Origin of the sequence: Rhodoligotrophos sp. CJ14, from assembly GCF_038811545.1 — a bacterium.
GTDB lineage: Bacteria > Pseudomonadota > Alphaproteobacteria > Rhizobiales > Im1 > Rhodoligotrophos > Rhodoligotrophos ferricapiens.
Genome location: NZ_CP133319.1, coordinates 1 through 20,340 on the forward strand (window position 1 = coordinate 1; position 20,340 = coordinate 20,340).

Consider the following 20,340-nt stretch of genomic DNA (forward strand, 5'->3'; position numbering starts at 1 on the left):
TTGGAAGAGAAACCAGCTCGCGCTCTCAGCCTCCACGGTTGAGAGCGCGCTGCATCGCGGGTCAAGAATTATGCAGAGACAGAACATCCGCATTCGGCTCAAGGCGTTCGACCATCGCATCCTCGATGCGTCGACCCGGGAGATCGTGAACACCGCCAAGCGCACTGGCGCTCAGGTGCACGGTCCTGTGCCGCTGCCGACTCGGATCGAGCGGTTCACCGTCAACCGGTCGCCGCATATCGATAAGAAGAGCCGCGAGCAGTTTGAGATTCGCACTCATAAGCGGCTTTTGGACATCCTCGATCCGACCCCGCAGACGGTCGATGCTCTCATGAAGCTCGACTTGGCGGCTGGCGTCGATGTCGAGATTAAGCTCTAAGGCCTTTTAAGCGAAAGGACCAAAGCGATGCGGTCAGGTGTCATCGCGCAGAAGCTTGGTATGACCCGGATCTACACCGAGGACGGCCGGAACATTCCCGTGACGGTCTTGAAACTCGACAAGTGTCAGGTCGTGGCGCACCGCACCCAGGAGAAGGATGGCTACACAGCCGTTCAGCTGGGCGTTGGCACGGCTAAGGTCAATCGGGTTACCAAGGCGCAGCGCGGCCAGTTTGCGGTCGTGCAGGTCGAGCCGAAGCGGAAGGTCGCGGAGTTCCGCGTGAGCCCGGACAACCTCATCGAGGTGGGCTCCGAGCTTACGGCCGACCACTTCGTGGCGGGCCAATATGTGGATGCTTGCGGTATTTCGATCGGCAAGGGTTTCGCGGGCGTGATGAAGCGCCACAACTTTGGCGGCCTCCGGGCCAGCCATGGTGTGTCGATCTCCCACCGCAGCCATGGATCGACCGGTAATCGGCAGGATCCGGGCAAGGTGTTCAAGAACAAGAAGATGGCCGGCCACATGGGTGCCGAGCGCGTCACGACGCAGAATCTGCAGGTCGTGAGCACTGACCCGGAGCGTGGTCTCATTCTTGTGAAGGGCTCGATCCCGGGCTCGAAGGGCGGCTGGGTCTATCTGTCCGACGCAGTCAAGCGCAAGCTGCCCGAGAACGTGCCGTTTCCTGGTGCTTTCCGCAAGACTGGCGAGAGCGTGCCCGTCACCGCCGAGGCGGCTGAAGGCGGCGCTGAGACACAAGGGTGAAGGTATCCGAGATGAAGCTCGAAGTGAAAACTCTGGATGCCAAGGACGCCGGCTCGGTGGAGCTTGCCGATCATATTTTCGGGCTCGAGCCGCGCGCCGACATCCTGCATCGCATGGTGGTCTGGCAGCTGGCGAAGCGCCGGGCAGGCACCCACAAGGCGAAGGACCGTGGTGAGGTATCCTACTCCACCATGAAGCTCTACAAGCAGAAGGGCACCGGCCGTGCCCGTCACGGCAGCCGCAAGGTTGGCGTGTTTCGTGGGGGCGGCAAGGCCTTTGGTCCCGTCTCGCGTGACCACGCGATCGATCTGCCGAAGAAGGTGCGGGCGCTGGCTTTGAAGCACGCGCTCTCTGCCAAGGCGAAGGCGGAAGAGCTCATCGTCCTTGATCAGGCGGTGGCCTCTGAGGCCAAGACCAAGGCGCTTAAAGATGCCTTCGGAAAGCTCGGGCTTGAGAATGCCCTGATCATCGGCGGCACGGAGATTGATCCGAACTTCGGGCTGGCGGCGCGCAACCTGCCTGGCATCGATGTTCTGCCGGTGCAAGGCATCAATGTTTATGACGTGCTGCGCTGCAAGCAGCTGGTGCTCACCAAGGCCGCCATCGAGGCGCTCGAGGAGCGGTTCAAATGAATCCGAAGCTGTACGATGTCATCAAGAGCCCGGTGATCACCGAGAAATCCACCATGGTCTCGGAACACAACCAGGTTCTGTTCAATGTGGCGCGCGACGCCACCAAGCCCGAGATCAAGCAGGCCGTCGAGGCTCTGTTTGGGGTGAAGGTGAAGGCGGTCAACACGCTGCTGCGCAAGGGCAAGGTGAAGCGCTTCCGCGGCACGGTGGGACGCCAGAGCGATGTCAAGAAGGCGATTGTCACGCTCGAGGAAGGGCAGTCGATCGACGTGACGACCGGCATCTGAGGACGAGAGGCTTTTCGTAATGGCACTGAAAACCTACAAGCCGACGACGCCGGGACAGCGCAGTCTGGTGCTTGTTGATCGCACCGGCCTTTGGCGCGGCAAGCCGGTCAAGGCTCTCACTGAGGGTCTCTCCAAGAGCGGCGGCCGCAACAACACTGGCCGCGTCACCACTTGGCAGCGTGGCGGTGGCCACAAGCGGGCCTATCGCCTGGTTGATTTTAAGCGGCGGAAGTTCGATATCGAGGCGACCGTCGAGCGAATCGAGTATGACCCGAACCGCTCGGCCTTCATCGCGCTGATCAAATATGCCGATGGCGAGCTGTCTTACATTCTCGCGCCCCAGCGCTTGAATGTCGGTGACACCGTCGTGTCTGGTGAGCGTGTTGACGTGAAGCCCGGCAATGCCATGCCGCTCGCCAACATGCCGGTCGGCACGATCGTGCACAATATCGAGATGAAGGAAGGCAAGGGCGGTCAGATCGCGCGCTCGGCAGGAGCCTATGCTCAGCTGGTCGGCCGCGACCAGGGTTATGCCCAGCTGCGCCTGCGCTCCGGCGAAACGCGGGTCGTTCGCGGCGAGTGCCTGGCAACGGTTGGTGCCGTATCGAATCCGGACCACGCCAACCGTTCGATCGGTAAGGCTGGGCGCAGCCGCTGGCTCGGGATCCGTCCGGTTGTCCGCGGCGTGGCGATGAACCCGATCGACCACCCCCATGGTGGTGGTGAGGGGCGCACCTCTGGCGGCCGTCATCCGGTCACCCCATGGGGCAAGCCGACCAAGGGCAAGCGCACCCGCAGAAACAAGGGCACGCAGAAATATATCCTGCGCAGCCGTCACTTGAAGAAATAGAGGTAATACGCCGTGGCACGCTCGGTTTGGAAAGGTCCGTTCATCGACGGTTACGTCTTGAAGAAGGCGGAAGAGGCGCGCGCTTCGGGTCGCAATCACGCCATCAAGATCTGGAGCCGCCGGTCGACGATCGTGCCCCAGTTCGTCGGGCTGACATTTGCGGTCCATAACGGCCAGAAGCACATCCCGGTCAATGTCACGGAAGAGATGGTCGGTCACAAATTCGGCGAGTTCGCGCCGACCCGGACCTTCTACGGCCATGCCGCTGATCGCAAGGCGAAGAGGAAGTAATCATGGGCAAGCGTTCGAGAGAGCGGGTGCTTGGAGATAACGCGGCGAAGGCGGTCTTGCGCTCTCTCCGTGTCTCGCCCCAGAAGCTCAATGTCGTGGCTGCGATGATCCGCGGCAAGAAGGTGGACAAGGCCCTGGCCGAGCTGACCTTCTCGCGCAAGCGCATTTCGCACGACGTGAAGAAGACGTTGCAATCGGCCATTGCCAATGCCGAGAACAACCATTCGCTGGACGTGGACAGCCTGGTCGTGGCGGAAGCTTTCGTGGGCAAGGGGTTGGTGATGAAGCGCTTCAGCCCCCGCGCTCGTGGGCGTGCCGGCCGCATCAGCAAGCCCTTTAGCCAGCTGACGATTGTGGTGCGTCAGGTTGAGGAGGCCGCATAATGGGACAGAAGATCAATCCTACCGGCTTCCGGATCGGGGTCAATCGCACCTGGGATTCCCGCTGGTTTGCTGACCGCGGCGAATATTCGAAGCTGCTGCACGAGGATCTCAAGATCAAGGCCTATCTGAGGGATGCCCTCAAGCAGGCCGGCGTCTCGCGCATCGTCATCGAGCGCCCCCACAAGAAATGCCGGGTGACCATCCACACGGCCCGTCCGGGTGTGGTTATTGGCAAGAAGGGCGCCGATATCGAGAAGCTGCGCCGCAAGATCGGCGAGTACACCTCCTCCGATGTTCACCTGAACATCGTCGAGGTGCGCAAGCCCGAGATGGACAGCCAGCTGGTTGCCGAGAACATCGCCCAGCAGCTGGAGCGCCGGGTGGCCTTCCGGCGTGCCATGAAGCGTGCCGTTCAGTCGGCCATGCGTCTGGGCGCCCAGGGCATCAGGATCACCTGCGGCGGCCGTCTCGGTGGAGCGGAGATCGCGCGCACGGAATGGTACCGCGAAGGGCGCGTGCCGCTGCACACGCTGCGTGCTGATATCGATTTCGGCACGGCCACGGCACATACCGCTTATGGCACGATCGGCATCAAGGTCTGGATCTTCAAGGGCGAGATCCTTGAGCATGATCCATTTGCATCCGAGAAGCGCTTGCAGGAGCCGCAGGAGAGTGGCGGCCGCAGTGAGCGTGGCGATCGTGAGCGTCAGCGGCGGGAAGTGGCCTGAACCAGTTTGGGTGTGACCGCGGCCCGAGTGCCGATGCACGAGTTTGAGGACGAAAGACAATGCTGCAGCCAAAACGCACGAAATTCCGCAAGCAGCACAAGGGGCGGATCCATGGCAAGGCCAAAGGCGGCACCGAGCTGAATTTCGGCGCCTATGGCCTAAAAGCACTCGAGCCGGAGCGCGTGACCGCGCGTCAGATCGAGGCGGCACGCCGTGCCATCACCCGCCACATGAAGCGCAGTGGACGCGTTTGGATCCGGATTTTTCCGGATGTTCCAGTGTCCAAGAAGCCGACTGAAGTGCGCATGGGTAAGGGCAAGGGTTCGCCGGAATTCTGGGCAGCCAAGGTGAAGCCGGGCCGGATCATGTTCGAGATCGATGGCGTCGATCGCGAGATCGCGGAGGAGGCGCTGCGCCTCGGTGCGGCCAAGCTGCCGATCACCACGCGCTTTGTGGCGCGCTTCGGTGAATGACGCCTGAGCGACTGACGATTTGATGGGAATGACCGCTATGAAGGCCTCCGACGTAAAGCTCCTGAGCGACGACCAGCTCAAGGACGAACTGCTGAAGCTCAAGAAGGAGCAGTTCAATCTGCGCTTCCAGAAGGCGGTCGGCCAGGTTGAGAACACGGCGCGCATCCGCCAGGTTCGTCGCGATGTCGCGCGGATCATGACGGTTCAGCGTCAGCGCGCCAATGCCGCTGCGGCAAGCTGAAGGACGGGAGAGAAGAGATGCCCAAGCGCATCCTGCAAGGTGTTGTCGTCAGCGACAAGAACGATCGCACCATCGTGGTGCAGGTGGAGCGCCGCTTCACCCACCCGCTGTTCAAGAAGACCGTCCGTCGGTCGAAGAAGTTTCATGCGCATGACGAGAACCGCTCGGCCAAGGTCGGCGACATCGTGCGCATTCAGGAATGCCGTCCGATCTCCAAGCTGAAGACCTGGACGCTGATTGAGAACGTGACCGAGGGCAGGGCCGTTGCAGCCGAAGCCGCCGGAGCTCAGAAGTGACGCTGCCGATCTGATCGGGCAGACGTGAAAGATTGAAGGTGGTGCCATGATACAGATGCAAACCAATCTGGACGTAGCCGACAATTCCGGCGCGCGCCGGGTGCAGTGCATCAAGGTTCTGGGCGGTTCGCATCGCAAATACGCCCATGTCGGTGACGTGATCGTCGTGTCGGTCAAGGAGGCGATCCCGCGCGGCCGTGTGAAGAAGGGCAATGTGATGAAGGCGGTGGTCGTGCGCACCGCGAAGGACATTCATCGGGCCGATGGTTCGGTGATCCGCTTCGATGGAAATGCGGCCGTGCTGATCAACAATCAGGGCGAGCCCATTGGGACGCGCATTTTCGGCCCCGTCCCTCGCGAGCTCAGGGCGCGGAACCACATGAAGATCATTTCGCTGGCGCCGGAGGTGCTCTGATGGCCGCGAAGATCAAGAAGGGCGACACGGTCGTGGTGCTCGCCGGCAAGGATAAGGGCAAGCGGGGCGAGGTGCTCAAGGTGCTGCCGTCTGAGAACCGGGCGGTGGTCCAGGGTGTCAATCGGGTGCAGCGCCACCAGAAGCAGACGGGCACGCAGGAAGGCGGCATTATCTCCAAGGAACTGCCGATCCACCTGTCGAATCTGGCAATTGCGGACCCGAAGGACGGCAAGCCGTCGCGGGTTGGCTTCAAGATCCTCAATGACGGAAGCAAGGTGCGGGTCGCGCGCCGCTCCGGGGAGGTGGTCGATGGCTGAGACATATATTCCGCGCCTGCAGCGCCATTATGATGAAGTGGTGCGCGCGCAGCTGACCGAGAAGTTCAACTACACCAACGTTCACCAGGTGCCGGAGCTCGACAAGATCGTGCTCAACATGGGCATCGGCGAGGCCGTTGGTGACACCAAGCTGGTCAAGGCTGCTGCGGAAGACCTGAGCCTGATCGCTGGTCAGAAGTCGGTCATCACCCGGGCGCGCAAGTCCATTGCGACCTTCAAGGTTCGTGATGGCATGCCGATCGGCGCCAAGGTGACCCTGCGCCGGGCCCGCATGTATGAGTTCTTTGACCGGCTGCTGACCATTGCCCTGCCGCGCGTTCGCGACTTTCGCGGGCTGCCGACCACGAGCTTCGATGGCAAGGGCAATTATGCGCTCGGCATCAAGGAGCACATCATTTTCCCGGAAATCGACTATGACCGGGCGGAGCGCATCTGGGGTATGGACGTGATCATCTGCACGACCGCTCCCACCGATGAGGAAGCACGGGCCCTGCTCGAGGCTTTCGACTTCCCGTTCCGCCAGGCGCCGGCGAAGCGCCAGGCCGCGTGAACGGCAGCGCAAGAGATTAGAGGACCGAAATGGCCAAGAAGAGCGCGATCGAGACCAATAAGCGGCGTCGGAAGCTTGCCCAGCAGTTTTCCGGACGGCGTGCACGGCTCAAGGAGATCGTCAAGAATCGTGAGCTGCCGATCGAGGAGCGTTTCGAGGCGCAGCTGAAGCTTGCTGCCTTGCCGCGCAATTCGGCGCCGAGCCGCATTCGCAATCGCTGTGAGATGACGGGGCGTCCGCGCGCCTTCTATCGGAAGATGAAGATTTCGCGTATCGCGCTGAGGGAGCTCGCCCATAGCGGTGCGATCCCAGGCATGGTCAAGTCCAGCTGGTAAGCGGAATCTGGGAGACGGATGAGATGAGTGTGAATGATCCGCTCGGCGATATGTTGACGAGAATCCGCAATGCTCAGCTGCGCGGCAAGTCGAAGGTGACGACGCCGGCTTCGAAGCTGCGCAAGCGCGTTCTCGACGTGCTGGAGCAAGAGGGCTTCATCCGCGGTTACGCCGAGGTTGAGTTCGATGGCGGCAAGAAAGAGATCGAGATCTCGCTCAAATATTTTGATGGCGAGCCGGTGATCCATGACATCAAGCGGGTGTCGACGCCAGGGCGGCGGGTCTATGCCTCGGTGACGACCATGCCGACCGTTTATAACGGGCTTGGCATTTCCATATTGTCGACCTCACAGGGCGTGATGTCCGACAACGACGCGCGCGAGCGCAATGTCGGCGGCGAGGTCCTCTGCACCGTCTTCTAATGGCAGGCGGTGTGAGGAACGCATTTATCTGGGATGATCTGCCGCTGGTTCCGCAAGGCGGATAACGGTGGCGACAGGAGAGCAGGAATATACCTATGTCCAGGACCGGTAAGAAGCCCGTCCCCGTGCCGAAGGGAGTGTCGGTCTCGATCGATGGCCGCAACGTGGCGGCGAAGGGCCCTCAGGGCGAGCTTTCGATGGTGCTCGTGGATGAGGTCATCGCGAGCCTGGGCGAGGATGGCTCGGTTGCAGTGACGCCGCGCGATGAGTCCAAGCGCGCTCGCGCCATGTGGGGCATGAGCCGCACGCTGATCGCCAATATGGTCGAAGGCGTCTCCAGCGGGTTCAAGAAGACGCTTGAGATCAACGGTGTTGGCTATCGTGCCGCCATGCAGGGCTCCACCCTGCAGCTGCAGCTCGGCTATAGCCACGACGTGAAATACGATGTGCCCAAAGGCATCAAGATCGAGACGCCGCGGCCGGTCGAGATTGTCATCTCCGGCATCGACAAGCAGCGTGTCGGTCAGGTTGCGGCCGAGATCCGCGACTTCCGTCCGCCCGAGCCCTATAAAGGCAAGGGCATCAAATATGCTGGCGAGGTGATCTTCCGCAAGGAAGGCAAGAAGAAGTAACGGGAGTTTCGAGGATGGTCCGCAAGCTTTCCCAAGAGGAGCGCCGTTCTGCGCGGGTGCGCAAGGCATTGAAGGCTCGCGCTTATGGCCGCCCGCGGCTCAGCGTGTTCCGCTCCCATAAGAACATTTACGCCCAGATCATCGATGATGAGAAGGGTGTAACCCTTGCCGCAGCCTCGACCCTCGAGGCGGATGTGAAGGGCACGCTGAAGACGGGCGGCGACATTGGTGCCGCCAGCGTTGTCGGCAAGCTGATTGCCGAGCGTGCCAAGGGCGCGGGTGTCTCTGCTGTGGTCTTTGATCGCGGCGGATACCTCTATCATGGTCGGGTCAAGGCGCTGGCGGAAGCCGCGCGCGAAGGCGGCCTGGATTTCTAAGTCGGATTTGAGAGAACAGGGCGAACGCCATGGCCACGAAAGAAAGAGAGCGGGAAGACCGCAGGGATCGTGACGAGCGCGATAGCGAGTTCGTCGATAAGCTGGTGCACATCAATCGCGTGGCCAAGGTCGTGAAGGGCGGACGCCGCTTCGGCTTTGCCGCTCTGGTGGTTGTGGGCGACCAGAAGGGCCGGGTTGGCTTCGGCCATGGCAAGGCACGCGAGGTGCCGGAGGCCATCCGCAAGGCCACCGAGACCGCAAAGCGCACCATGGTTCGCGTGCCGTTGCGCGAGGGCCGGACGCTCCATCACGACGTTCTTGGCCATCATGGTGCTGGGCGCGTGGTGCTCCGTGCGGCTCCTCCTGGAACCGGCATCATTGCCGGCGGTCCGATGCGCGCCGTTTTCGAGACCCTTGGTGTGCAGGATGTTGTTGCGAAGTCGGTTGGCACGTCCAACCCCTACAACATGGTTCGCGCCACGTTCGATGCGCTCAAGAATGAGAAGAGCCCGCGCCAGGTTGCATCGCGTCGCGGCAAAAAGGTGAGCGACATCGTCTCCCGCCGCAGGGATGCTTCGGCGCTGGTGGAGTAATCAGTCCTCTCGCGAGGGCTTGCTACGAGGATATGGCGTCATGGCCAAGGCGAATTCACAGAATGGCGGGACGGTGACCGTCGAGCAGGTCTCCAGCGCGATCCGCCGTCCCAAGGACCAGCAGGCAACCCTTCTGGGTCTCGGCCTTAAGCGCATGCATGCGCGGTCGGTCCTCAAGGATACGCCGGAAGTGCGGGGCATGATCCGCAAGGTCTCTCACCTCGTGCGGGTGGTGGAATAGCCGTCGCTCGGCTGTCATTGGATCCCAAGGATCGAGAAACATGAAACTGAACGAACTGAATGACAATCCGGGCTCCCGCCATCCTGCCAAGCGGCGCGGCCGCGGCATTGGCTCGGGTCTGGGCAAGACCTCCGGCCACGGCGTTAAGGGTCAGAAGGCGCGCTCGGGTGTTGCGATCAACGGCTTCGAAGGCGGTCAGATGCCGATCTATCGGCGCCTGCCGAAGCGCGGCTTCAACAACATTCATGCCAAGAGCTTCAACGAGATCAATGTCGGACGGCTGCAGGCGGCGATCGACGCAAAGAAGCTCGCCAATGATGGGACGATCACCGTCGATACTCTGGTGGCGGCAGGCATTCTGTCGCGGCGCCTGGACGGGCTTCGCCTGCTCGGCAGCGGTGAGCTGAAGGCCAAGATCGCCATCGAAGTCAATCACGCCACGGCCTCCGCACGCGCCGCTGTGGAAAAGGTGGGCGGCACGGTCGTGATCACTGCGCCGGAACAGGGCCAGAAGGCTGACGCGGCGTCCTGACGCGTCGAGTGTTTGGCGGAACGCTTGCTAGACTGTTCCGCCTGACGAGGCTGCCTCTCCGGCATGCCGGGCGGGTAACGATGATCGGTTGGCCGGACGTGGCCTGGCGGCTTCGGGTATCCCGTCCACGTGGTCGGCAAGCGGTACCCGCTCGAGGAAGAACATGGCATCAGCAGCAGAGCAGCTTGCCGCGAATATCAATCTCGCGGCCTTCGGTAAGGCGACTGAACTCAAGAAGCGGATCTGGTTCACGCTTGGCGCTCTGATTGTGTACAGGCTTGGAACCTATATTCCGGTTCCGGGCATCGACCCCGGCGAGCTCGCGCGCCTGGTGCAGCAGAATTCCGCCGGCATCCTGGGCTGGATCAACGGCCTTGCCGGCGGCGCACTCGGCCGCATGGCGATCTTCGCCCTCAACATCATGCCCTATATCTCGGCCTCCATCATCGTGCAGCTGATGACGTCGGTCTCGCCGCATCTCGAGGCGCTGAAGAAAGAGGGTGAGCAGGGCCGCAAGACGCTCAACCAATATACCCGTTATGGCACGGTGATCCTTGCCACCGTGCAGGCCTATGCCATTGCGGTGGGGCTAGAGGGATCAGGCAATGTGGTGCTTGATCCCGGCTGGTTCTTCCGAGCATCCACCGTGATCACCCTCGTGGGCGGCACGGTTTTCCTGATGTGGCTGGGCGAGCAGATCACGGCCCGTGGCATCGGCAACGGCATTTCGCTCATTATCTTCGCGGGCATCGTGGCCGAACTGCCGCGCGCGATCGTCAGCACCTTGGAACTGGGCCGGCAGGGCATCCTCTCGACCTACCTCATCATCGGCGTCGTGATCATGGCGATCGCGGTGGTGATGTTCATCGTCTTCATGGAGCGAGCGCAGCGGCGGATCCTGGTACAATATCCCAAGCGTCAGGTGGGCAATAAGATTTTCCAGGGCGACAGCTCTCATCTGCCGCTGAAGCTGAACACGGCCGGCGTCATTCCGCCGATCTTTGCCTCGTCCCTTTTGTTGCTGCCCGTCACCATCGCCAATTTCATGTCGGGCCATGGACCTGGCTGGCTCACGACCGTCACGGCGCTGCTCGGACCCGGCCAGCCGCTCTTCCTCTTGATTTATGTCGCGCTGATCCTGTTCTTCTCCTTCTTCTACACGGCGATCGTGTTCAATCCGAAGGATACGGCTGACAACCTGAAGAAGCATGGTGGCTTCATTCCGGGCATCCGGCCCGGTGAGCGGACCGCCGACTATATCGATTACGTCCTCACCCGGATCACATTGGTGGGTGCGATCTATATCGCCGCCGTTTGTTTGATGCCGGAGATCCTGAGGTCTTATTGGGCGCTGCCCTTCTATTTCGGGGGAACGTCTCTGCTGATCGTCGTCAGCGTCACCATGGACACAGTTGCGCAGGTGCAGAGCCATCTTTTGGCCCATCAATATGAGGGCCTGGTGAAGAAGGCAAAGCTGAGGGGTGCCCGTCGATGAACGTGATCCTGCTTGGCCCGCCCGGGGCGGGTAAGGGAACGCAGGCTAAGCTGTTGGAGGAGCAACGCGGGCTCCGGCAGCTGTCCACCGGCGATATGCTGCGCGCGGCCATTGCCCAGGGCACGGAGCTTGGCCGTAAGGTTGAGGCGATAATGGCCCGTGGCGAATTGGTGCCTGATCAGGACGTGGTCGACATCATTGCCGAGCGGATCCAGGCGGAGGACTGCGCCAACGGGTTCATTCTCGATGGTTTCCCCCGCAATGTCGCGCAGGCCAAGGCTTTGGATGAGATGCTTGAGCGTCTTGGCCTCAGGCTCGACGCAGTGATCGAGCTCGGTGTGGATGAGGGCATCCTCGTAAGCCGCATCGAGAAGCGCGCAAGCGAGACCGCGGGTGGCCCGCGCGCCGATGACAATGCCGAGGCGCTGAAGAAGCGACTGGCGGTCTATAATGAGCAGACGGCACCAGTTGCGGCCTATTATCGGGCACGCGGCGTGCTGAAGACCGTCGACGGCATGGCCGATGTTGAGAGTGTCAATCGCCAGATCGGGCAGGTGCTCGATCTGGCGGCTTGAGAGCAAAGCAAAGCCGCGTGTTGACGAAACGTCAGACTCGTCATACATAACGCGAACTTTGTTGCGCCCGACCAGGCTGGCCTCTGGCAGTTCTCCGGAATTTGCCGAAGGTGCAGCCTTGTGTCGTTAGCGCCTCCTTTCAGGAAGTTTAGGGGCTCGGCGAGATTTGCCGGGCGATTGCAGGAGAAGCCGACGTGGCCCGTATTGCTGGCGTCAACATTCCGACGAACAAGCGCGTGGAAATCGCGCTCACCTATATTCACGGGATCGGGCCGAGAATGGCTCGCGAGATCTGTGGCAAGGTTGGCATTCCACAGGAGAGGCGGGTCAACGAATTGTCGGACGCGGACGTGTTGCAGATCCGCGAGACGATTGACCGGGACTATCTCGTCGAAGGTGACCTTCGCCGCGAGGTGGCCATGAACATCAAGCGGCTGATGGATCTCGGCTGCTATCGTGGCCTGCGTCACCGCCGCGGTCTGCCGGTGCGCGGCCAGCGCACCCACACCAATGCCCGTACCCGCAAAGGTCCGGCGAAGGCAATTGCCGGTAAGAAGAAGTAAGGACAAGGGCTGATTCATGGTTAAAGACGCCACTCGCGTTCGCCGCAAGGAGCGCAAGAACATCACGTCGGGCGTGGCTCACGTGAATGCGACCTTCAACAATACGATGATCACGATCACTGACGTTCAGGGCAACGCGATCTCCTGGGCCTCGGCGGGCAAGATGGGCTTCAAGGGCTCCCGCAAGTCGACGCCCTTCGCCGCTCAGATGGCGGCCGAAGAAGCTGCGCGCCGCGCCATGGATCACGGCATGCGCACCTTGGAGGTTGAGGTGAAGGGGCCGGGTTCGGGCCGCGAATCGGCTTTGCGTGCCCTCCAGTCGGTCGGCCTGCAGATCACCACGATCCGCGATGTGACGCCGATTGCCCATAATGGTTGCCGGCCTCCCAAACGCCGTCGCGTCTGATTGGCTTTGAATACGGCAAGGCGCCGGCATTCCGGGCCGGGCTGTCGAGCCGCGCAGCGCATTTGGGTCACTATCCCCGTGGCCCTGCGCAAACAATGACGAACGAGGATTCGAAGTGATCCAGAAGAATTGGCAGGATCTGATCAAGCCGACCAAGCTCGAGGTTGCGCCTGGTCGTAATCCGAAATGCGTCGCCACTTTGGTCGCGGAGCCTCTCGAGCGCGGCTTCGGTCTGACCCTTGGCAACGCGCTGCGTCGCGTGCTGTTGTCATCGCTGCAGGGTGCGGCGATCACCTCTGTGCATATCGATGGCGTTTTGCACGAATTCTCCTCGATCGCCGGTGTGCGCGAGGATGTGACCGACATCGTGCTGAACATCAAGGAAATCGCGCTCAAAATGCACGTCGAAGGTCCCAAGCGCCTCCTGCTCAAGAAGCAGGGCCCTGGGGTCGTGAAGGCGGGTGACATCGAAGAGACTGCCGATATTCAGGTGCTGAACCCCGAGCATGTGATCTGCACCCTCGACGAGGGCGCCGAGATCCGCATGGAATTCACCGTCAATATCGGCAAGGGCTATGTGGCCGCTGATCGCAACCGGCCCGAGGATGCGCCGATAGGCCTGATCCCGGTCGACAGTCTCTATAGCCCGGTCAAGAAGGTCTCCTACAAGGTCGAGAACACCCGTGAAGGGCAGATTCTCGATTACGACAAGCTGACCTTGTCGGTTGAGACCGATGGCTCGATCACCCCGGAAGATGCGGTGGCCTATGCCGCGCGCATTCTTCAGGATCAGCTCCAGGTGTTCATCAACTTCGAGGAGCCGAGCCGGGTCGTTGAGGAGGAACGTCAGCCGTCCGAGCTGCCCTTCAATGCGGCACTGCTCAAGAAGGTCGACGAGCTCGAGCTGTCGGTCCGCTCGGCCAACTGCCTCAAGAACGACAACATCGTCTATATCGGCGACCTCATTCAGAAGACCGAAGCGGAGATGCTGCGCACCCCCAATTTCGGTCGCAAGTCGCTGAACGAGATCAAGGAAGTTCTCGCCCAGATGGGGCTGCATCTCGGCATGGAGGCCCCCAACTGGCCGCCGGAGAACATCGAAGAGCTCGCAAAGAAATACGAGAACCAGTACTGAGCCTGAGCCTCCGTTGAGAGCAACTGGCTGATGAGGATTTGAGGAGAGACGCGCGATGCGCCACGGTAAGAGCGGGCGGAAGCTCAACAGGACAGCGAGCCATCGCAAGGCGATGTTCGCCAACATGGCGGCATCCCTGATCAAGCATGAGCAGATCGTGACGACACTGCCCAAGGCCAAGGAACTCCGGCCGATCGTCGAGCGGCTGATCACGCTGGCCAAGAAGGGCGGGCTTCACCGCCGTCGCCAGGCTATTGCGCAGATCCGCGATGTCGAGCAGGTGGGCAAGCTGTTCGATACTCTCGGTGGGCGTTACCAGGACCGTCAGGGCGGCTATACCCGCGTTCTGAAGGCCGGCTTCCGTTACGGTGACAATGCGCCGCTTGCCGTGATCGAGCTGGTCGACCGTGATCCTGCCGAGAAGGGCAAGGATTCGGGCCCAGTGGTGACCGAGGACGAGGCCCAGGCGGCCTGATTAGCCAGCCGGCGGCAACGATCGAGATGCAAAAGGCGCGGGACCATCCCCGCGCTTTTTCTTTTGCGTGCTGGCAGCGAACGGGAGTCTTTGTCTGCATTGTGGATAGCGGGTTGCGCGGTGACGGCTTGGCCAAGCCCAACCCGGACCGGGCGGACCGGCACCGCTTCGCGCGAGAGTTTTGCTTCATGGGAGTGGCTAGCGCCATCGGCGGTTCGCAGAGAAGTGGCTCTATGCCCAGCCGTTTGAATCATTTAACGCGCGTCGTTAGACCACTGATTCAACGGTGACGGTGGCAAGCTTTCCATAGCCGTTGAAACGGGTGACTGTCGCCTCGCCATAGGCACCGACATTGCCAAGCTCGATATAATCACCTTCCGTAAGATCATCAGGCCCGGTGATGGCGTTGGGCAGACAGTCGAGCGGATCGCAGGTCGGGCCATAGGCCATGTAGGCGCAGGTGAGTGGCTGGCGTGGATCGATGATGCGGTAGGGGGGCGACAGACGTTTTGTCTGGCTATATTCCATGAGCGCCCCGTAGATCCCGTCATTCAGATAGATCTCGGCTGTGTCCCGTTTGACGAGCTTGACCTGCGCCAGGAGCGAAAAGGCTTCGCAAACCAGCGCACGGCCGGGTTCCGCCTCGAGCGCCGGCTTATGGCTGGGGAAGGCCTCATCGCGCGCCTCGAGGATCGCGGCGAAGATCTCTTCGAGCGCCGGTGTGGGAAGGCTTGGATATCGCGCTGGAAAACCGCCGCCCACATTCAGGATGTCGAGCTTCACCTCTGCGGTCTCGGCGATCTCGGCGGCAAGCTTGATATGGCGGCGATAGGCGTCGGGCTCTATGCATTGCGAGCCGGGATGGAAGGTGAGCAGCGGTCGCATGCCCCGTTCTGCGGCGGCGCGCAGCAGCTGTGCGGCATGCTCGGGCATGGCGCCGAATTTCGTGCTGAAATCATGAACCGCGCCCTTATGAGCGGTCATCCGGAAACGGATGGCGATCTCGGCCGGTCCTCGTGATCCCACCACGTCACAGATCTTGTTGAGCTCCGCCGGATGATCGACTGAGAACCGGCGCACCCCGAACTGCTCGAAGGCGCGGGCGATCTCGGCGCGCGACTTGACGGGATTGTGGTAGTGACACGTGGCATCGGGCGCGAGCGACTTCACCAGCGCGATTTCATCCACCGATGCCGTGTCGAACTGGTTGATGCCGGCGGCCGCCAAGGCCCGCAGCACTGGCTTGGCCGGATTGGCCTTCACCGCATAGGCAACCGTGCCGGGAAAGCTGGCGAAACGCCGAACGGCCTGCGTCAGGCGGTCGGGCGCGAAGCAGAGCACGGGATCTTCCGGCCGAAGCAGCCTTGCCACATCGCCCGCATCGCGCAGCACAGGGTTGGCCTCGCTGATCAGGTGAATGACGTGGTTGGCTTCCGGGCCGCCGATGGTCTGCTGCGTCATACCGGTCTCCTGTCCGCTGTCCTCTGCGCAACCGAACCGCATTTCGCCGCCGGCAAACAGACGTTAATCTGCTTGGAATTGACGTGATGCGCTGCGATCTGACATAACTCGCCGTCGAAATGACGGATCAACTCTCCCCCAAGGACCTTCAGCTCATCGATCTTCTTCGCGTGAATGCGCGTGAGCCCGTCTCCGCACTTGCGCGCAAGCTCGGCCTGTCCCGCACGACGGTTCAGGACCGGCTGCGCAAGCTCGAGGACCGGCGCATCATCACCGGCTATGCGGTTAAGCTCGGAGAGGTCGCTCATCGGCGCAGCCTGAAGGCAGTGGTGACGATCGAAATCGAGCCTCGACGCAGTGTCGATGTGACACGGGCTCTCCACCGTTTCGCCGAGGTGGAACAACTCTATACGGTCAGTGGTAAATTCGACCTTGTCGCCATGCTCCGTGCGGCATCGGCAGAGGACCTCGACCGGGTGCTTGATGATATTGGGTTAATACCCGGTGTGACCGGCACCGAATCGGCCGTCGTGCTTTCAACCAAGCTTGACCGGCGCTGAGGGTGGGAGAAGGCTTTGCAGGCACCGGCAGCCGCCCTTACCTATGGTGAGGGCGAAAGGTAGGGGCAGGCCTTGATCTTGAACGAGCTTATTGATTTCCCGCGGAGGATGATGGACCGCATGACCTGGCTTCGCAGCATGTTTATCGTTGTGATGGTTGCGCTTGGCGCTATGCCTGCATCGGCTCAGATGCGGCAGGTTCCGGCGAGCAATGAGCAACTGCGCCTGTCTTTCTCACCGATTGTGAAGCAAACCGCGCCGGCCGTGGTCAATATCTACACCAAGCGGCTTGTGCGCACCGAGGTTATGCCCTTCTTCCAGGATCCCTTCTTCAGGCGGTTTTTCGGTGATGGCGGTTTCGGCATTCCGCGCGAACGGGTTGAGCGCTCTTTGGGCTCCGGCGTGATTGTGGATGAGAGCGGGATTATCGTCACCAACAATCACGTGGTGGGCAAGGGTGCTGAGATCCTGGTGGTTCTCTCCGACAAGCGCGAATTCGAGGCAAAGGTGCTTCTGGCCGATGAGCGTACCGACCTTGCAGTGCTCAAGATCGACACGAACGGCGCCAAGCTCCCCGCCATCACCTTCGATGACAGCGACAGCCTCGAGGTGGGCGATCTTGTTCTGGCGATCGGCAATCCCTTCGGTGTCGGACAGACCGTGACGAGCGGCATTGTCTCAGCCCTCGCCCGCACCGGTGTCGGCATCAGCGATTATCAGTTCTTCATCCAGACCGATGCGGCCATCAATCCCGGCAATTCCGGCGGTGCGCTCGTCGATATGAATGGCCGCCTGGTCGGCATCAACACGGCGATCTATTCCCGCTCCGGCGGATCGATCGGCATTGGCTTTGCCATTCCCGCCAATACGGTGCGCACCGTGGTGGCCGCCGCCCATTCGGGCGGAAAGCTGGTGCGGCCCTGGCTTGGCGTGAACATGCAGGACATGACGGCCGACATTGCGGAATCCCTTGGACTCCCGGCCCCCACCGGCGCCGTAATCCTGGATGGTCACCCCGAATCGCCCCTCATCAAAGCGGGCCTTCGCACCGGTGACGTGCTGCTCGCCATTGCTGGACGGCCGGTCGACAGTCCGGCGGCCGCCAATTACCGCTTTTCAACTCTGGACGTTGGCAGCCGCGCCGAGGTGACATTCCTGCGGGATGGCAAGAAAATGACGGCGGAGGTATCGGTGATCGCACCGCCCGAGCAGCCCGCCCGCAACCGGACCACGCTGCAAGGCCGCTCGCCGCTCTCGGGCCTCGTGGTGGTCAATCTCTCGCCGGCAGTTGCTGAGGAGCTGGGCTTGAGCCGGGTGGGCGAGGGCGTGGTCGTCACCGATCTTGAGCGCGGGCCGGCGGGCCAGCTGGGCTTTCGTCCGGGCGATGTCCTGCTGGAAATTAATGGCCGGAAGATTGCCTCGGTGGCCGACGCGGTTGCCGCCACCCGGCGCTCGGCGCGGGTCTGGCAAGTGGTGATAGATCGCGGCGGCCAGGTGATCTCGTCCACCTTCGGCGGCTGAGCAAGGAGGCTAGGCGCTGGTGAGCAATCTCTTCGAGGCGGCAGGGCTTGAGCGTGAGGCGCCCCGTCCACTGGCCGATCGGCTGAGGCCTGAGAGCCTCGCCGAGGTGGTCGGGCAGGATCATCTGGTCGGGCCTGAAGGTGTGCTCACCCGCATGCTGCGCGCCCAGCGCTTCTCATCCATCATTCTCTGGGGCCCTCCCGGGACCGGCAAGACCACGATCGCGCGCCTCGTTGCGAACGAGGCCAAGCTCGTCTTCGTGCAGATGTCGGCAATTTTCTCGGGCGTACAGGACCTTAAGAAGGCTTTCGAGGCAGCGCGGGGCAACCGCGAGCAGGGGCGCGGCACCCTTCTGTTCGTGGACGAGATCCATCGCTTCAACCGTACCCAGCAGGACAGCTTCCTGCCCGTGATGGAGGACGGCACCATCACGCTGGTGGGCGCAACCACCGAAAATCCCTCCTTCGAGCTGAATGCGGCGCTTTTATCGCGCGCCCAGGTGCTCACCTTGCGGCGCCTCGACAGCGAAGCGCTCGAGCTGCTTCTCCAGCGTGCCGAGGCTTTTGAGGGCCGGCAACTCCCGCTTGATCCCTCCGCTCGCGAGGCGGTGAAGCAGCTTGCTGATGGCGATGGCCGCTATCTCCTCAACATGGCCGAGGAGATATTCGCAAGCATAACCGATCCGGAGGCGCGGCTCGATGCGGCGGGTCTTGCTGACATCGTCCAGCGTCGCATGCCGCTTTACGATAAATCCCGTGATGGCCACTATAACCTGATCTCGGCGCTCCATAAGTCCGTGCGTGGATCAGACCCCGATGCGGCCCTCTATTATCTCGCCCGTATGCTCACTGCCGGCGAGGATCCTCTCTATATTGCCCGCCGCGTGGTGCGCATGGCCATCGAGGATATCGGGCTTGCCGATCCCAATGCCTTGACCCAGGCCATTGCCGCCAAGGATGCCTTTGATTTTCTGGGCTCGCCTGAAGGCGAACTCGCCATCGCCCAGGCGGTGATTTATGTGGCGACCGCGCCGAAATCGAATGCGGGCTATGTCGCTTACAAGGCCGCGACCCGAAGAGCCAAGGAGACGGGTTCGCTGTCGCCGCCCGCCCATATTCTGAATGCGCCCACCAAGCTCATGAAGGCTCAAGGATATGGCAAGGGCTATGACTATGATCATGATGCGCCGGATGCCTTTTCCGGCCAGAACTATTTCCCCGATGGGATAACCCGCGAGCGCTATTACGATCCGCCCGACCGGGGCTTCGAGCGCGAGATCCGCAAACGGTTGGACTATTGGGCAAAACTCAGGCGGGAACGCCAGGCCGAGGACGAGCAAGAGTGAGCGGCGTCGAGATCAAAACGATAAACCCGGCCGAAGATGGGATGCGTCTCGATCGCTGGTTCAAGGAGCACTATCCCGCCCTGGGTCATGGTGCCCTGCAAAAACTGTTGCGCACCGGTCAGGTGCGCATCGACGGGTCACGGGCGAAGGCGGGCGATCGCGTGAGCGCAGGGCAATCGGTCAGGGTACCTCCTTTGCCCGATCATGCCCCGTCACGGCCGAAACCTCGGGTCAGCGACAATGATGCCAAATGGCTGCAGTCCCTGATCATCCACCGGGATGAGGACGTACTGGCCCTGAACAAGCCGACCGGCCTTGCGGTTCAGGGGGGTACCAAGACCGAACGGCATCTCGATGGCATGCTGGATGCCCTGATCCTTGATGCCGCCGAGCGGCCGCGTCTGGTTCACCGCCTGGATCGTGATACGAGCGGTGTGCTTCTCCTGGCCCGCAACCGCCAGGCAGCCATGACCCTTGCTCAGAGCTTCAAGTCCCGGGAGGCTTTGAAGGTCTATTGGGCGATCGTGCGCGGCGTACCGAAGCCCTGGGCCGGCACCATCAACCTCCCCCTCAAGAAGGTCGGGCATGCCGGTGACCAGCGGGTCGCGCCCGCAGAGCGGGGCGATGAGGCGGGCCAGCACGCGGTCACCGATTATATGGTGCTTGCCCATGCCGGAAAGCGCGCGGCTTTCGTTGCACTAAGCCCCCGCACCGGGCGGACCCATCAACTGCGCGCCCATATGGCGGCCCTGGGTCACCCCATCATCGGGGATCGCAAATATGGTGGTGAGGAAGCCCTCCTGGGCGATGAGATCGACCCGATGCTGCACCTTCACGCGCGCGGCCTTGCGATGGAACATCCCCGTAAAGGCCGCCTGCGGATCATTGCGCAACCCTCCGATCATTTCCGGCGGAGCATGTCATATCTCGGCTTCACCGAGCCGAAAGACGACCCGTTTGCGCCCTTCGCCGAAATTTGAACATCGCGAGATCGTTGTTCTTCCCTGGATTGCGACGGCAACCCAGGATAGCATTCGCGCCCGACAC

General features: G+C 61.8%; 32 protein-coding genes. 31 read left to right on the forward strand and 1 reads right to left on the reverse strand.

Features of this window, described 5'->3' with window-relative positions:
• The first annotated feature begins 70 nt into the window (after window positions 1-70).
• From rpsJ to rplQ, 27 genes are all read left to right on the forward strand, one after another.
• Complete coding sequence (gene rpsJ / locus RCF49_RS00005; protein ID WP_342641999.1) at window positions 71-379, forward strand: 30S ribosomal protein S10; 309 nt, start codon at window positions 71-73, stop codon at window positions 377-379.
• A gap of 27 nt (window positions 380-406) precedes the next feature.
• A complete protein-coding gene (gene rplC / locus RCF49_RS00010) occupies window positions 407-1,141 on the forward strand; it encodes a 50S ribosomal protein L3 (protein WP_342642000.1) in 735 nt (244 codons plus the stop codon).
• An 11-nt stretch (window positions 1,142-1,152) separates the two neighbouring features.
• Window positions 1,153-1,773 carry a 50S ribosomal protein L4 gene (gene rplD, locus RCF49_RS00015; protein ID WP_342642001.1) on the forward strand — a complete coding sequence of 207 codons (621 nt, stop codon included), beginning with the start codon at window positions 1,153-1,155 and terminating at the stop codon, window positions 1,771-1,773.
• Window positions 1,770-2,060: a 50S ribosomal protein L23 gene (locus RCF49_RS00020; protein WP_342642002.1), complete on the forward strand. Its 291-nt coding sequence runs from the start codon at window positions 1,770-1,772 to the stop codon at window positions 2,058-2,060. The genes rplD and RCF49_RS00020 overlap by 4 nt, the downstream gene beginning before the upstream one ends.
• A 19-nt stretch (window positions 2,061-2,079) precedes the next feature.
• Entirely contained in the window at window positions 2,080-2,910 is an 831-nt protein-coding gene (gene rplB, locus RCF49_RS00025) for a 50S ribosomal protein L2 (RefSeq protein ID WP_342642003.1), read from the forward strand.
• A gap of 12 nt (window positions 2,911-2,922) precedes the next feature.
• On the forward strand, window positions 2,923-3,201 hold the full coding sequence (gene rpsS, locus RCF49_RS00030) for a 30S ribosomal protein S19 (protein ID WP_342642004.1): 279 nt from the start codon (window positions 2,923-2,925) through the stop codon (window positions 3,199-3,201).
• Window positions 3,202-3,203: 2 nt separating this feature from the next.
• Window positions 3,204-3,584: a 50S ribosomal protein L22 gene (rplV, locus tag RCF49_RS00035; protein ID WP_342642005.1), complete on the forward strand. Its 381-nt coding sequence runs from the start codon at window positions 3,204-3,206 to the stop codon at window positions 3,582-3,584.
• Entirely contained in the window at window positions 3,584-4,312 is a 729-nt protein-coding gene (gene rpsC / locus RCF49_RS00040; RefSeq protein WP_342642006.1) for a 30S ribosomal protein S3, read from the forward strand. Before rplV ends, rpsC begins: the two co-directional genes overlap by 1 nt.
• Before the next feature lie 59 nt (window positions 4,313-4,371).
• Window positions 4,372-4,785, forward strand: a complete 414-nt coding sequence (rplP, locus tag RCF49_RS00045; protein ID WP_342642007.1) for a 50S ribosomal protein L16 — start codon at window positions 4,372-4,374, stop codon at window positions 4,783-4,785.
• A gap of 37 nt (window positions 4,786-4,822) precedes the next feature.
• Complete coding sequence (gene rpmC / locus RCF49_RS00050) at window positions 4,823-5,026, forward strand: 50S ribosomal protein L29 (RefSeq protein WP_342644266.1); 204 nt, start codon at window positions 4,823-4,825, stop codon at window positions 5,024-5,026.
• A 17-nt stretch (window positions 5,027-5,043) separates the two neighbouring features.
• Window positions 5,044-5,322 carry a 30S ribosomal protein S17 gene (gene rpsQ / locus RCF49_RS00055; protein ID WP_342642008.1) on the forward strand — a complete coding sequence of 93 codons (279 nt, stop codon included), beginning with the start codon at window positions 5,044-5,046 and terminating at the stop codon, window positions 5,320-5,322.
• 46 nt (window positions 5,323-5,368) lie between these two features.
• Window positions 5,369-5,737 (forward strand): 50S ribosomal protein L14, encoded by a 369-nt coding sequence (gene rplN, locus RCF49_RS00060; RefSeq protein ID WP_342642009.1) that lies wholly within the window; start codon window positions 5,369-5,371, stop codon window positions 5,735-5,737.
• Window positions 5,737-6,054, forward strand: a complete 318-nt coding sequence (gene rplX / locus RCF49_RS00065; protein ID WP_342642010.1) for a 50S ribosomal protein L24 — start codon at window positions 5,737-5,739, stop codon at window positions 6,052-6,054. Before rplN ends, rplX begins: the two co-directional genes overlap by 1 nt.
• Window positions 6,047-6,625 carry a 50S ribosomal protein L5 gene (rplE, locus tag RCF49_RS00070; RefSeq protein WP_342642011.1) on the forward strand — a complete coding sequence of 193 codons (579 nt, stop codon included), beginning with the start codon at window positions 6,047-6,049 and terminating at the stop codon, window positions 6,623-6,625. The genes rplX and rplE overlap by 8 nt, the downstream gene beginning before the upstream one ends.
• 29 nt (window positions 6,626-6,654) lie before the next feature.
• A complete protein-coding gene (rpsN, locus tag RCF49_RS00075; protein WP_342642012.1) occupies window positions 6,655-6,960 on the forward strand; it encodes a 30S ribosomal protein S14 in 306 nt (101 codons plus the stop codon).
• A gap of 23 nt (window positions 6,961-6,983) precedes the next feature.
• A complete protein-coding gene (gene rpsH, locus RCF49_RS00080; RefSeq protein WP_342642013.1) occupies window positions 6,984-7,382 on the forward strand; it encodes a 30S ribosomal protein S8 in 399 nt (132 codons plus the stop codon).
• Between the two features lie 95 nt (window positions 7,383-7,477).
• Entirely contained in the window at window positions 7,478-8,014 is a 537-nt protein-coding gene (rplF, locus tag RCF49_RS00085; protein ID WP_342642014.1) for a 50S ribosomal protein L6, read from the forward strand.
• A gap of 14 nt (window positions 8,015-8,028) precedes the next feature.
• On the forward strand, window positions 8,029-8,391 hold the full coding sequence (gene rplR / locus RCF49_RS00090; protein WP_342642015.1) for a 50S ribosomal protein L18: 363 nt from the start codon (window positions 8,029-8,031) through the stop codon (window positions 8,389-8,391).
• Window positions 8,392-8,420: 29 nt separating this feature from the next.
• Window positions 8,421-8,984 carry a 30S ribosomal protein S5 gene (gene rpsE / locus RCF49_RS00095; protein ID WP_342642016.1) on the forward strand — a complete coding sequence of 188 codons (564 nt, stop codon included), beginning with the start codon at window positions 8,421-8,423 and terminating at the stop codon, window positions 8,982-8,984.
• Between the two features lie 40 nt (window positions 8,985-9,024).
• Window positions 9,025-9,225 (forward strand): 50S ribosomal protein L30, encoded by a 201-nt coding sequence (rpmD, locus tag RCF49_RS00100; RefSeq protein WP_342642017.1) that lies wholly within the window; start codon window positions 9,025-9,027, stop codon window positions 9,223-9,225.
• A 40-nt stretch (window positions 9,226-9,265) separates the two neighbouring features.
• The gene (gene rplO / locus RCF49_RS00105; RefSeq protein WP_342642018.1) at window positions 9,266-9,757 is read left to right on the forward strand and encodes a 50S ribosomal protein L15; all 492 of its coding nucleotides are present in this window, start codon (window positions 9,266-9,268) and stop codon (window positions 9,755-9,757) included.
• 163 nt (window positions 9,758-9,920) lie between these two features.
• The gene (gene secY, locus RCF49_RS00110; protein WP_342642019.1) at window positions 9,921-11,252 is read left to right on the forward strand and encodes a preprotein translocase subunit SecY; all 1,332 of its coding nucleotides are present in this window, start codon (window positions 9,921-9,923) and stop codon (window positions 11,250-11,252) included.
• Complete coding sequence (locus RCF49_RS00115) at window positions 11,249-11,827, forward strand: adenylate kinase (protein WP_342642020.1); 579 nt, start codon at window positions 11,249-11,251, stop codon at window positions 11,825-11,827. The genes secY and RCF49_RS00115 overlap by 4 nt, the downstream gene beginning before the upstream one ends.
• A gap of 194 nt (window positions 11,828-12,021) precedes the next feature.
• Entirely contained in the window at window positions 12,022-12,390 is a 369-nt protein-coding gene (rpsM, locus tag RCF49_RS00120) for a 30S ribosomal protein S13 (protein WP_342642021.1), read from the forward strand.
• A 16-nt stretch (window positions 12,391-12,406) separates the two neighbouring features.
• A complete protein-coding gene (gene rpsK / locus RCF49_RS00125) occupies window positions 12,407-12,796 on the forward strand; it encodes a 30S ribosomal protein S11 (protein ID WP_342642022.1) in 390 nt (129 codons plus the stop codon).
• A 115-nt stretch (window positions 12,797-12,911) separates the two neighbouring features.
• The gene (locus RCF49_RS00130) at window positions 12,912-13,931 is read left to right on the forward strand and encodes a DNA-directed RNA polymerase subunit alpha (protein WP_342642023.1); all 1,020 of its coding nucleotides are present in this window, start codon (window positions 12,912-12,914) and stop codon (window positions 13,929-13,931) included.
• Window positions 13,932-13,986: 55 nt separating this feature from the next.
• Window positions 13,987-14,406 (forward strand): 50S ribosomal protein L17, encoded by a 420-nt coding sequence (rplQ, locus tag RCF49_RS00135; protein ID WP_342642024.1) that lies wholly within the window; start codon window positions 13,987-13,989, stop codon window positions 14,404-14,406.
• A gap of 267 nt (window positions 14,407-14,673) precedes the next feature.
• Here rplQ and RCF49_RS00140 read toward each other — a convergent pair whose 3' ends face one another.
• The gene (locus RCF49_RS00140; RefSeq protein WP_342642025.1) at window positions 14,674-15,867 is read right to left on the reverse strand and encodes a type III PLP-dependent enzyme; all 1,194 of its coding nucleotides are present in this window, start codon (window positions 15,865-15,867) and stop codon (window positions 14,674-14,676) included.
• Window positions 15,868-15,986: 119 nt separating this feature from the next.
• On the opposite strand from RCF49_RS00140, the gene RCF49_RS00145 reads away from it, so the two are divergent.
• The 4 genes from RCF49_RS00145 (at window position 15,987) to RCF49_RS00160 (ending at window position 20,273) form a co-directional block, all read left to right on the forward strand.
• On the forward strand, window positions 15,987-16,427 hold the full coding sequence (locus tag RCF49_RS00145) for an Lrp/AsnC family transcriptional regulator (protein ID WP_342642026.1): 441 nt from the start codon (window positions 15,987-15,989) through the stop codon (window positions 16,425-16,427).
• A gap of 111 nt (window positions 16,428-16,538) precedes the next feature.
• Window positions 16,539-17,948: a DegQ family serine endoprotease gene (locus tag RCF49_RS00150; RefSeq protein WP_432807422.1), complete on the forward strand. Its 1,410-nt coding sequence runs from the start codon at window positions 16,539-16,541 to the stop codon at window positions 17,946-17,948.
• Window positions 17,949-17,967: 19 nt separating this feature from the next.
• Window positions 17,968-19,293 carry a replication-associated recombination protein A gene (locus RCF49_RS00155; protein WP_342642028.1) on the forward strand — a complete coding sequence of 442 codons (1,326 nt, stop codon included), beginning with the start codon at window positions 17,968-17,970 and terminating at the stop codon, window positions 19,291-19,293.
• Window positions 19,290-20,273 (forward strand): RluA family pseudouridine synthase, encoded by a 984-nt coding sequence (locus tag RCF49_RS00160; RefSeq protein WP_342642029.1) that lies wholly within the window; start codon window positions 19,290-19,292, stop codon window positions 20,271-20,273. The genes RCF49_RS00155 and RCF49_RS00160 overlap by 4 nt, the downstream gene beginning before the upstream one ends.
• Window positions 20,274-20,340 lie beyond the last annotated feature (67 nt).

Excerpts from the sequence above, each read along its gene's own strand:
- rpsJ (WP_342641999.1), top strand. The coding sequence starts at position 71 with ATGCAGAGACAGAACATCCGCATTCGGCTCAAGGCGTTCGACCATCGC.
- rplC (WP_342642000.1), top strand. The coding sequence starts at position 407 with ATGCGGTCAGGTGTCATCGCGCAGAAGCTTGGTATGACCCGGATCTAC.
- rplD (WP_342642001.1), top strand. The coding sequence starts at position 1,153 with ATGAAGCTCGAAGTGAAAACTCTGGATGCCAAGGACGCCGGCTCGGTG.
- RCF49_RS00020 (WP_342642002.1), top strand. The coding sequence starts at position 1,770 with ATGAATCCGAAGCTGTACGATGTCATCAAGAGCCCGGTGATCACCGAG.
- rplB (WP_342642003.1), top strand. The coding sequence starts at position 2,080 with ATGGCACTGAAAACCTACAAGCCGACGACGCCGGGACAGCGCAGTCTG.
- rplV (WP_342642005.1), top strand. The coding sequence starts at position 3,204 with ATGGGCAAGCGTTCGAGAGAGCGGGTGCTTGGAGATAACGCGGCGAAG.
- rpsC (WP_342642006.1), top strand. The coding sequence starts at position 3,584 with ATGGGACAGAAGATCAATCCTACCGGCTTCCGGATCGGGGTCAATCGC.
- rplP (WP_342642007.1), top strand. The coding sequence starts at position 4,372 with ATGCTGCAGCCAAAACGCACGAAATTCCGCAAGCAGCACAAGGGGCGG.
- rpmC (WP_342644266.1), top strand. The coding sequence starts at position 4,823 with ATGAAGGCCTCCGACGTAAAGCTCCTGAGCGACGACCAGCTCAAGGAC.
- rpsQ (WP_342642008.1), top strand. The coding sequence starts at position 5,044 with ATGCCCAAGCGCATCCTGCAAGGTGTTGTCGTCAGCGACAAGAACGAT.
- rplN (WP_342642009.1), top strand. The coding sequence starts at position 5,369 with ATGATACAGATGCAAACCAATCTGGACGTAGCCGACAATTCCGGCGCG.
- rplX (WP_342642010.1), top strand. The coding sequence starts at position 5,737 with ATGGCCGCGAAGATCAAGAAGGGCGACACGGTCGTGGTGCTCGCCGGC.
- rplE (WP_342642011.1), top strand. The coding sequence starts at position 6,047 with ATGGCTGAGACATATATTCCGCGCCTGCAGCGCCATTATGATGAAGTG.
- rpsN (WP_342642012.1), top strand. The coding sequence starts at position 6,655 with ATGGCCAAGAAGAGCGCGATCGAGACCAATAAGCGGCGTCGGAAGCTT.
- rpsH (WP_342642013.1), top strand. The coding sequence starts at position 6,984 with ATGAGTGTGAATGATCCGCTCGGCGATATGTTGACGAGAATCCGCAAT.
- rplF (WP_342642014.1), top strand. The coding sequence starts at position 7,478 with ATGTCCAGGACCGGTAAGAAGCCCGTCCCCGTGCCGAAGGGAGTGTCG.
- rplR (WP_342642015.1), top strand. The coding sequence starts at position 8,029 with ATGGTCCGCAAGCTTTCCCAAGAGGAGCGCCGTTCTGCGCGGGTGCGC.
- rpsE (WP_342642016.1), top strand. The coding sequence starts at position 8,421 with ATGGCCACGAAAGAAAGAGAGCGGGAAGACCGCAGGGATCGTGACGAG.
- rpmD (WP_342642017.1), top strand. The coding sequence starts at position 9,025 with ATGGCCAAGGCGAATTCACAGAATGGCGGGACGGTGACCGTCGAGCAG.
- rplO (WP_342642018.1), top strand. The coding sequence starts at position 9,266 with ATGAAACTGAACGAACTGAATGACAATCCGGGCTCCCGCCATCCTGCC.
- secY (WP_342642019.1), top strand. The coding sequence starts at position 9,921 with ATGGCATCAGCAGCAGAGCAGCTTGCCGCGAATATCAATCTCGCGGCC.
- RCF49_RS00115 (WP_342642020.1), top strand. The coding sequence starts at position 11,249 with ATGAACGTGATCCTGCTTGGCCCGCCCGGGGCGGGTAAGGGAACGCAG.
- rpsK (WP_342642022.1), top strand. The coding sequence starts at position 12,407 with ATGGTTAAAGACGCCACTCGCGTTCGCCGCAAGGAGCGCAAGAACATC.
- rplQ (WP_342642024.1), top strand. The coding sequence starts at position 13,987 with ATGCGCCACGGTAAGAGCGGGCGGAAGCTCAACAGGACAGCGAGCCAT.
- RCF49_RS00140 (WP_342642025.1), bottom strand. The coding sequence starts at position 15,867 with ATGACGCAGCAGACCATCGGCGGCCCGGAAGCCAACCACGTCATTCAC.
- RCF49_RS00145 (WP_342642026.1), top strand. The coding sequence starts at position 15,987 with ATGACGGATCAACTCTCCCCCAAGGACCTTCAGCTCATCGATCTTCTT.
- RCF49_RS00150 (WP_432807422.1), top strand. The coding sequence starts at position 16,539 with ATGGACCGCATGACCTGGCTTCGCAGCATGTTTATCGTTGTGATGGTT.